The 7,851-nt window shown below is 73.1% G+C and carries 6 protein-coding genes; 3 read left to right on the top strand and 3 right to left on the bottom strand.

Annotation, left to right across the window (positions count from 1 at the left end; genetic code table 11):
* The first annotated feature begins 497 nt into the window (after positions 1 to 497).
* Positions 498 to 947, top strand: coding sequence for a PTS glucose transporter subunit IIA (locus tag ACH4E7_RS34790; RefSeq protein ID WP_396253159.1), 450 nt, complete (start codon positions 498 to 500; stop codon positions 945 to 947).
* A gap of 272 nt (positions 948 to 1,219) precedes the next feature.
* A complete protein-coding gene (gene ptsP / locus ACH4E7_RS34785; RefSeq protein ID WP_396253158.1) occupies positions 1,220 to 2,890 on the top strand; it encodes a phosphoenolpyruvate--protein phosphotransferase in 1,671 nt (556 codons plus the stop codon).
* 73 nt (positions 2,891 to 2,963) lie between these two features.
* On the opposite strand, the gene ACH4E7_RS34780 is transcribed toward ptsP, so the two are convergent.
* Genes ACH4E7_RS34780 through ACH4E7_RS34770 form a run of 3 tightly spaced genes read right to left on the bottom strand, consistent with a single transcriptional unit; the run spans position 2,964 to position 6,670 of the window.
* On the bottom strand, positions 2,964 to 5,066 hold the full coding sequence (locus ACH4E7_RS34780; RefSeq protein WP_396253157.1) for an acetoacetate--CoA ligase: 2,103 nt from the start codon (positions 5,064 to 5,066) through the stop codon (positions 2,964 to 2,966).
* Between the two features lie 45 nt (positions 5,067 to 5,111).
* Positions 5,112 to 5,660, bottom strand: a complete 549-nt coding sequence (locus tag ACH4E7_RS34775) for an NUDIX domain-containing protein (RefSeq protein WP_396253156.1) — start codon at positions 5,658 to 5,660, stop codon at positions 5,112 to 5,114.
* 50 nt (positions 5,661 to 5,710) lie between these two features.
* Positions 5,711 to 6,670: an NUDIX hydrolase gene (locus ACH4E7_RS34770; RefSeq protein ID WP_396253155.1), complete on the bottom strand. Its 960-nt coding sequence runs from the start codon at positions 6,668 to 6,670 to the stop codon at positions 5,711 to 5,713.
* Positions 6,671 to 6,837: 167 nt separating this feature from the next.
* Between ACH4E7_RS34770 and mmuM the strand changes: the two genes are divergently transcribed.
* Positions 6,838 to 7,851, top strand: a complete 1,014-nt coding sequence (mmuM, locus tag ACH4E7_RS34765; RefSeq protein WP_396253154.1) for a homocysteine S-methyltransferase — start codon at positions 6,838 to 6,840, stop codon at positions 7,849 to 7,851.

Raw genomic sequence — 7,851 nt, 5'->3', positions numbered from 1 at the left:
CTTTTGGCACGCTGTTGAGTTCTCAAGGAACGGACGCTTCCTTCGGACCGCCTTCCAGCGGGCCCTCCGGGCGCTTCGTTCTTTCGTGTTTCCAGTTTACCAGATGTTTTCCGCTCCGTTTACCGGAGCTTTTATCATCCGAAATCTGGTGTTAACCGCCGTGTTGCGGCGACTCGACCAACCATAGCGGGTCGGCAGCCGGAGCGCGAATCGGGACGCGCCGGGGGGTCACCCGGACGGCGGCATGATTTGTTGCTCTCGCGAGCATATACAGCAATGGTCCTGATTCGCCAAGATGCCTGTAGAGTGCGGCGCATCGACCAAGAGGACTAGACCAGTCGTGGGCCGGTGAGACGCCGGGCGGCAGGCGGGCGGGGGCGTGGGTCTTCGCCCGAGAATGTCAGCAAATGTCCGAAGTTGACCTAATTTAGGCTTCAGTTGATCGTGTGCCGCACCTCGCGGCAGCTCGCTGTATTGCGCACTTGGGAGGCACAACCATGACCATTGTGACGTCGCCGCTGACCGGCAAGGTCGTCGGGCTCGCCGGCGTGCCGGACCCGGTGTTCTCGGGTGCGATGGTCGGCCCGGGCACCGCGATCGACCCGGTCCGTCAGCCCACCGAGGCGTTCGCTCCGGTGGACGGCGTCGTCGTCTCCATGCACCCGCACGCCTTCGTCGTCGTGGACGCGGACGGGCACGGTGTGCTGACCCACCTGGGGATCGACACCGTGCAGCTGAACGGCGAGGGCTTCGAACTGCTCGTCAACAAGGGCGACACGGTGACCCGCGGCCAGGCCGTGATCCGGTGGGACCCGGCTGCCGTTGAGGCTGCGGGCAAGTCGCCGATCTCTCCGATCGTGGCGCTGGAGGCCGCTCCCGACTCGCTGGGTGACGTGCGCGAGAGCGGCGAGGCCCAGGCGGGCGAGCAGCTGTTCAGCTGGAGCTAGTCACAGGCGGCGCCGAGGCGGCGCACTCTGCGAGGCCGCGGACTGAGCCCTCCGGCGCTACCTGCCTTGTTCTCTCGTCAGTGGAGAACAGGTGGGTGACTCCTCCCCCACCGCGGGGGCTTCTCACGTGCCTCAGTCAAACCTCATGACGGCCAAGCCCTGACCGCTGCCCGAGGACAGGATCTCAGCGTATGGCGCCGCTCACAGTCGCGGGCCCAGATATCGAACTTCCCGCCGGTCAGCGTCCGGTGGTCCACTCGGAAGAAGGTCTGATGGAGAAGACACTGCGCGGCGTGGGTGTCAGCCACGGGGTCGCGATCGGCCAGGTGCGGCACATGGGCACGGCGGTCCTGGAGCCCCCGGCCACCCAGATCCCGACCGAGGACGCCCCGCGCGAGCAGGCGCGCGCCGAGGCCGCCGTCGAGGCGGTCGCCGCGGACCTGATCGCCCGCGGCAACCTGGCGGGCGGCGAGGCGCAGGCCGTGTTGGAGGCCCAGGCGCTGATGGCGCAGGACCCGGAGCTGATGGCCGACGTGTCCCGCCGGATCGCCGTCGGCAGCAGCGCCGAGCGCGGCGTCTACGACGCCTTCGCCGCCTACCGCGCGCTGCTCGCCTCCGCCGGGGAGTACCTGGCCGGGCGGGTCGCCGACCTGGACGACGTGCGCAACCGCATCGTGGCCCGGCTGCTGGGCGTGCCGATGCCGGGCGTGCCGGACAGCGACGAGCCCTACGTGCTGTTCGCGCGGGACCTGGCGCCGGCCGACACAGCGCTGCTGGACCCGACCCTCGTGCTGGGCTTCGTGACCGAGGAGGGCGGGCCGACCAGCCACAGCGCCATCCTGGCGCGGGCGATGGGCGTGCCGGCCGTGGTCGCGCTGCCGGGGGCGACGGACGTCGCCGAGGGCACCGTCGTCGCGGTGGACGGCAGCTCGGGCGACGTGCTGCTCGACCCCTCGCAGGAGAAGCAGGAGGAGCTGCGGGCGGTCGCCGCCCAGCGCAAGGCCGCGCTGGCCGCCTCCTCCGGCCCGGGCCAGACCTCGGACGGGCACCGGGTACCGCTGCTGGCCAACGTGGGTGGCCCGGCGGACGTGCCGGCCGCGCTGGAGAACGGCGCCGAGGGCGTCGGCCTGTTCCGTACCGAATTCCTGTTCCTGGACGACTCGGCGAAGGCCCCCAGCGAGGAGAAGCAGGTCGAGGCGTACCGCAAGGTGCTGGAGGCCTTCCCGGAGGGGCGTGTCGTGGTCCGCGTGCTCGACGCGGGCGCGGACAAGCCGCTGGACTTCCTGACCCCGGCCGACGAGCCGAACCCGGCGCTCGGGGTGCGCGGTCTGCGTACGCTCCTTGAGCACCCGGAGGTGCTGAGCACCCAGCTGCGGGCACTCGCCAAGGCGGCCGAGGGCCTGCCGGTGCACCTTGAGGTGATGGCCCCGATGGTGGCCGACCGCAAGGACGCCGAGGACTTCGCGGCCGCTTGTCGGGAGGCCAGGCTGGACGCCAAGTTCGGTGCGATGGTGGAGATCCCGTCGGCCGCGCTGCGGGCCCGGGCGATCCTGCAGGAGGTCGAGTTCCTGTCGCTGGGCACCAACGACCTCGCCCAGTACGCCTTCGCCGCGGACCGTCAGGTCGGTGCGCTGGCCCGGCTGCAGGACCCGTGGCAGCCGGCGCTGCTGGACCTGATCGCCGCGGCCGCCGACGCGGCGCAGGCGGCGGGCAAGAGCTGCGGCGTCTGCGGTGAGGCGGCCTCGGACCCGCTGCTCGCCGTGGTGCTGACCGGCCTGGGCGTCACCAGCCTCTCCATGGGCGCGGCCTCGATCCCGTACGTGCGGACCACACTGGCCAAGTACACCCTGGCGCAGTGCCGTCGGGCCGCCGAGGCGGCCCGGGCTGCGGACAGCGCCGAGGAGGCGCGGGCCGCGGCGCGGCAGGTGCTGTCCGGCGAGTAAGCGGTTGTAGAGGAGAAGGCGCGCTCCCCGCCACGGTGGTGGGGAGCGCGCCTTCGGCGTTTCTCAGGGCCGGTCAGGCCTGGCGGTCGGCCCTGACCTGCTCGAAGAAGCGCAGGTGGTCGATGTTGTCGACGGAGCCGGGGTTGACGGCCTTCTCCAGCGGGGTACCGGAGAGGATGCGCTTGACCGGGACCTCGATGCGCTTGCCGGTGAGGGTGTGCGGGAGGCCGCGGACGGCGATGACCTCGTCGGGGACGTGGCGCGGGGAGAGTTCGGTGCGCAGCGAGGTGCGGATGCGGCCGATCAGCGCGTCGTCCAGTTCGGCGCCGGGGGCGAGGACGACGAACAGCGGCATCCAGTAGCCGCCGTCGGGCTCCTCCAGGCCGATGACCAGAGATTCGGCGATCTCGGGGAGGCGCTCGACGACCTCGTAGATGTCCGAGGATCCCATCCGGACGCCCTGGCGGTTGAGGGTGGAGTCGGAGCGTCCGTGGATGACGACGGTGCCGCGGGAGGTGACGGTGATCCAGTCGCCGTGGCGCCAGACGCCGGGGTACACGTCGAAGTAGCTGTCGTGGTACCGGGTGCCCTCGGGGTCGTTCCAGAAGCCGGTCGGCATGGACGGGATGGGCTTGGTGACCACGAGTTCGCCGACGGCGTCGGTGAGCGGGTGGCCCTGGACGTCCCAGGACTCGACGGCCGCGCCGAGGCAGGGGGCCTGGATCTCGCCGAGGTACACCGGGAGGGTGGGGACGCCGCCGACGAAGCAGGAGCAGACGTCGGTGCCGCCGCTGACGGAGGCGAGCCAGACGTCCTGCTTGACCTCGTCGTAGATCCAGCGGAAGCCGTCGGGCGGGAGCGGGGAGCCGGTGGTGCCGATGCAGCGGACGGCGGAGAGGTCCAGGTCGCGGCCGGGGTGGAGGTCGGCCTTGCGGCTGGCGATCACGTAGGCGGCGGAGGTGCCGAGGACGGTGGCGCCGGTGCGGGCGGCGACGGACCAGAGGGCACCGGTGTCGGGGTGGCCGGGGCTGCCGTCGTAGGTGACGATCGTGGTCCCGACCAGGAGGCCGGCCAGCAGGAAGTTCCACATCATCCAGCCGGTGGAGGTGTACCAGAGGAAGCGGTCCTGCGGGCCGAGATCGAGGTGGAGTCCGGCCTGCTTGAGGTGTTCGAGCAGGATGCCGCCCTGGCTCTGGACGATGGCCTTGGGCAGGCCGGTGGTGCCGGAGGAGTAGAGCACCCAGAGCGGGTGGTCGAAGGGGACGGGCTCGAAGACCGGCTCGACGTCGTCGGCGACCAGGTCGTCCCAGTGCAGGGCGCCCTCGGGGGCGGGGGCGCCGAGCAGCGGGACGTGCACGACGGTGTGCAGGCTGGGCAGTTCGCGGCGCAGCTCGGCGACGACGTCGGTGCGGTCGTGGTCCTTGCCGCCGTAGTGGTATCCGTCGATGGCGAAGAGGACGGCGGGTTCGATCTGCTGGAGGCGGTCCAGGACGCTGCGGGCGCCGAAGTCGGGGGCGCAGCTGGTCCAGATCGCGCCGACGGCGGCGGTAGCGAGGAGGGCGACGGCGGCCTGCGGGATGTTGGGCAGGTAGGCGCTGACCCGGTCGCCGGGGCCGATGCCGCGGGCGCGCAGGGCGGCGGCCAGGGAGCCGACCCGGCGGCGGAGCTCGGACCAGGTGAGCTCGACGGGCCGCTCGGTGGTCTCGTCGAGGTGGAGGATCGCCGGGCGGTCGGCGTTGGTGGGGTCCTCGGCGGCGCGCAGCGCGTGTTCGGCGTAGTTGAGGCGGGCGCCGGGGAACCAGCGGGCGCCGGGCATGGCCGGGTCGGCGAGGACGGCCTCGGGGGCCTGGGTGAAGCGGACGTCGAACCACTGGGTGACCGCGGTCCAGAAGCGGTCGAGGTCGGCGGTGGACCAGGCGTGCAGGTCGGCGTAGCGCTCAGCCGCCTGCTGGTCGTCCTCGGCCGGGGCGAGCGCGGCGGCCGGGGCGCCGTGGTGTTCGGCGGCCCAGGCCTGGAAGGCCACCAGGCTGGTGGCGGCGGCGCGAGCGGGGTTCGGGCGCCAGAGCGGCTGGTCCTGCGGTGGGGTGCTCACGGTGGTGGTCTCCCGGCCGGTGGTGGGGACGGGAGAGCTCGTGGCCAACCCGTCCGGTTGGGCTGTCGGTGCAGACCATGCCATGCGATCGCCCGCTGCGCCAGGGTTGGCCGGTGGTGGCCCGGGTGCCTAGCGCTGGGTGAACTCGCCGCCGAACCAGCGGCGGAGGACGCCGTTGTGGAAGTCCCAGACGAGCGGGGTGTCGGCGGTGGCGAGCTGCCAGCCGTCGGTCTCGTCGGTGGGGCGCGAGGGCGGGAGCTCACTGAGCGGGCGGGCGGGGAGCAGTCCGCAGAGCATGACGAAGCGGCCGTTGGGGTCGGAGGCCATGTGGATCAGGGTGACGTCGGCGGCGTCGGCCGAGATGCCGGTCTCCTCGCGCAGTTCGCGCACGCAGGCCTGCTGCCAGCTCTCGCCGTAGTCCATGTAGCCGCCGGGGAAGGCGAGTTGGCCGTAGCCGGGCGCGATGGTGCGGCGGATGACGACCAGGGCGGGGTCGGCGTCGGGGCGGGTGACGGGAAGGACGGCGACGGCCACGGGCAGCGGGTTGCGGTAGCTGATCTCGGTGCAGCCGGGGCAGGTGCGGGGCCAGGTGTCGGTGCCGGGCGGGTAGGCGGTGCCGCAGAAGTGGCAGTGGGAGAAGGGCCGGTGGACGGTCTGCGTCGCTTCGTCAGTGGTCATGGCCGGATCGTAGCCCTGTTCGTCAACGGCGTTCCCCTGGTTCCGGGCGGTCAGTGGGCCCGGCCGTCGCGCGGTGCGGTGTCGCCCGGCGCGGCGTCGCCGGGCGGCTCTTCACGGGTGGGGCGGAGCAGGGCGGGGTGGAGCTGGCGGGCGTCGCCGGCGTGGTAGGTGCGGGCGCGGGGGCCGCCGCGGGCGCCGCCGCGTTCGGTGGTGGAGCCGGTGCTCTCGACGAAGCCGGGGACGGAGAGGACCTTGCGGTGGAAGTTGCCGGGGTGGAGCTTCTCGTCCCAGACGGCCTCGTAGACGGCGCGCAGGTCGGGGATGGTGAAGTCGTGCGGCAGGAAGGCGGTGGCGAGCGGGCTGTACTCCAGCTTGGCGCGCACCCGGTCGAGGCCGTCGGCCAGGATGCGGGCGTGATCGAAGGCGAGGGTGATCGGGCGGGGGCCGGTGTGCCCGTCGACGCCACCCCCGTGGGTGTCGGCGGGCACACCGGCGGCTCGGGTGGAACCGCAGGACCGCGGGCCCAGGTCGAGGTCGAGGTCGAGGTCGGCGACCGGGTGCCAGGCGGCGGCCGCGGCGTCCGTCCCGGCCTGGGGGTCGGGCAGGTCGGGGGCGAAGGCGAGGTAGGCGACGGAGACGACGTGCATCCGCGGATCGCGCTCGGGGGCGCCGTAGGTGCCGAGCTGTTCCAGGTGCAGGCGACAGAGCGTGGCCTCGACCTCGGAGGCGCCCTGGAGGCCGGTCTCCTCGGCGAGCTCGCGGGCCGCGGCTTCGTCCAGGCCCTCCTCCCCCGCGCGCAGGAAGCCGCCGGGCAGCGCCCAGCAGCCCTGGTAGGGCGGGGCGCCGCGTTCGACCAGCAGCACATGGAGGTTGCCGCGGCGCAGCGTCAGGGCGACCACGTCGACGGTGACGGCAATGGGGGCGTAGGCGCGCGGGTCGTACGCGGCGAGCCACTCCTGCTCGGCCGCGGGCCCGGTGCTGGACTGGGGGGACGGTTCGTCCGCTGCCATCGCGGGCTCCTCTCCGCTCTCCGCGCGCACTGGGGCGTCCGCTGTCGTTCTCGGTCTGAGCACAACGTAACGACTGCCTTCCCCCGGCGGCAAATGGTTTTCCCGGTCGGTGAGGGCCTCCCGCTTCTAGGCTGTGACCAGGAACGACCGTGCCCGAGGAGGCCGAGATGCCGATTTCTCCCCCGCCGGACTTCGCCGCGGCGCTGGCGGCCGCTCCCCTGGTCCTCGACGGCGGGATGTCGAACCAACTGGCGGCGGCCGGGCACGACCTGTCGGACGAGCTGTGGTCGGCGCGGCTGCTCGCGGACGACCCGGAGGCGGTGGTGGCGGCGCACCGGGCGTACTTCGAGGCCGGGGCCGAGGTCGCCATCACGGCGAGCTACCAGGCGAGTTTCGAGGGCTTCGCCCGGCGCGGGGTGGGTCATACGGAGGCGGCGCGGCTGCTGGCGAGCAGTGTGGAGCTGGCCCGGGAGGCCGCGCGGGCCGAACCGGGCGGGCGGCGGCGCTGGGTGGCGGCCTCGGTGGGCCCGTACGGGGCGGTGCTGGCGGACGGTTCGGAGTACCGGGGCCGGTACGGGCTGAGCACGGCGGAGCTGGTGGCCTTCCACCGGCCGCGGTTGGAGGTGCTGGCCGCGGCCCGGCCGGACGTGCTGGCGCTGGAGACGGTGCCGGACGCGGACGAGGCACGGGCGCTGCTGGAGCTGGTGCGCGGGCTGGGGGTGCCGGCCTGGCTGTCGTACAGCGTGGCGGGCGACCGGACCAGGGCCGGGCAGCCGCTGGCGGAGGCGTTCGCGCTGGCCGCGGAGGTGGACGAGGTGCTGGCGGTGGGCGTCAACTGCTGCACTCCTCAGGACGCGGACCGGGCGGTGGCGCTGGCCGCCGGGGTGACCGGCAAGCCGGTGGTGGTGTACCCGAACAGCGGGGAGGAGTGGGACGCCGACCATCGGAGCTGGCGCGGCGAGCCGACGTTCCGCTCGGCCCGGGTGGGCGGCTGGCTGGCGGACGGGGCGCGGCTGGTCGGCGGCTGCTGCCGGGTCGGGCCGGACGGGATCGCCGCGCTGGCGGCCGAGGTGACCGTACGGCGCGGGGTCGTGAGTGAGCGAGCGGACCGAAGCGAGCGAACCGTTCAGAGGTGCGTGTGGGCGAATGCCCCTGCCAAGCGGAGCGAGGCGGGCACATGA

The sequence above is a fragment of the Kitasatospora sp. NPDC018058 genome, from assembly GCF_044327205.1.
GTDB lineage: Bacteria > Actinomycetota > Actinomycetes > Streptomycetales > Streptomycetaceae > Kitasatospora.
The sequence above is the reverse complement of the archived record's forward strand: the minus strand, read 5'-3'. Positions and strand labels throughout refer to the sequence as shown.

Excerpts from the sequence above, each read along its gene's own strand:
- ACH4E7_RS34770 (WP_396253155.1), bottom strand. The coding sequence starts at position 6,670 with ATGGCAGCGGACGAACCGTCCCCCCAGTCCAGCACCGGGCCCGCGGCC.
- ACH4E7_RS34790 (WP_396253159.1), top strand. The coding sequence starts at position 498 with ATGACCATTGTGACGTCGCCGCTGACCGGCAAGGTCGTCGGGCTCGCC.
- ACH4E7_RS34780 (WP_396253157.1), bottom strand. The coding sequence starts at position 5,066 with ATGGCATGGTCTGCACCGACAGCCCAACCGGACGGGTTGGCCACGAGC.
- ACH4E7_RS34775 (WP_396253156.1), bottom strand. The coding sequence starts at position 5,660 with ATGACCACTGACGAAGCGACGCAGACCGTCCACCGGCCCTTCTCCCAC.
- ptsP (WP_396253158.1), top strand. The coding sequence starts at position 1,220 with ATGGAGAAGACACTGCGCGGCGTGGGTGTCAGCCACGGGGTCGCGATC.
- mmuM (WP_396253154.1), top strand. The coding sequence starts at position 6,838 with ATGCCGATTTCTCCCCCGCCGGACTTCGCCGCGGCGCTGGCGGCCGCT.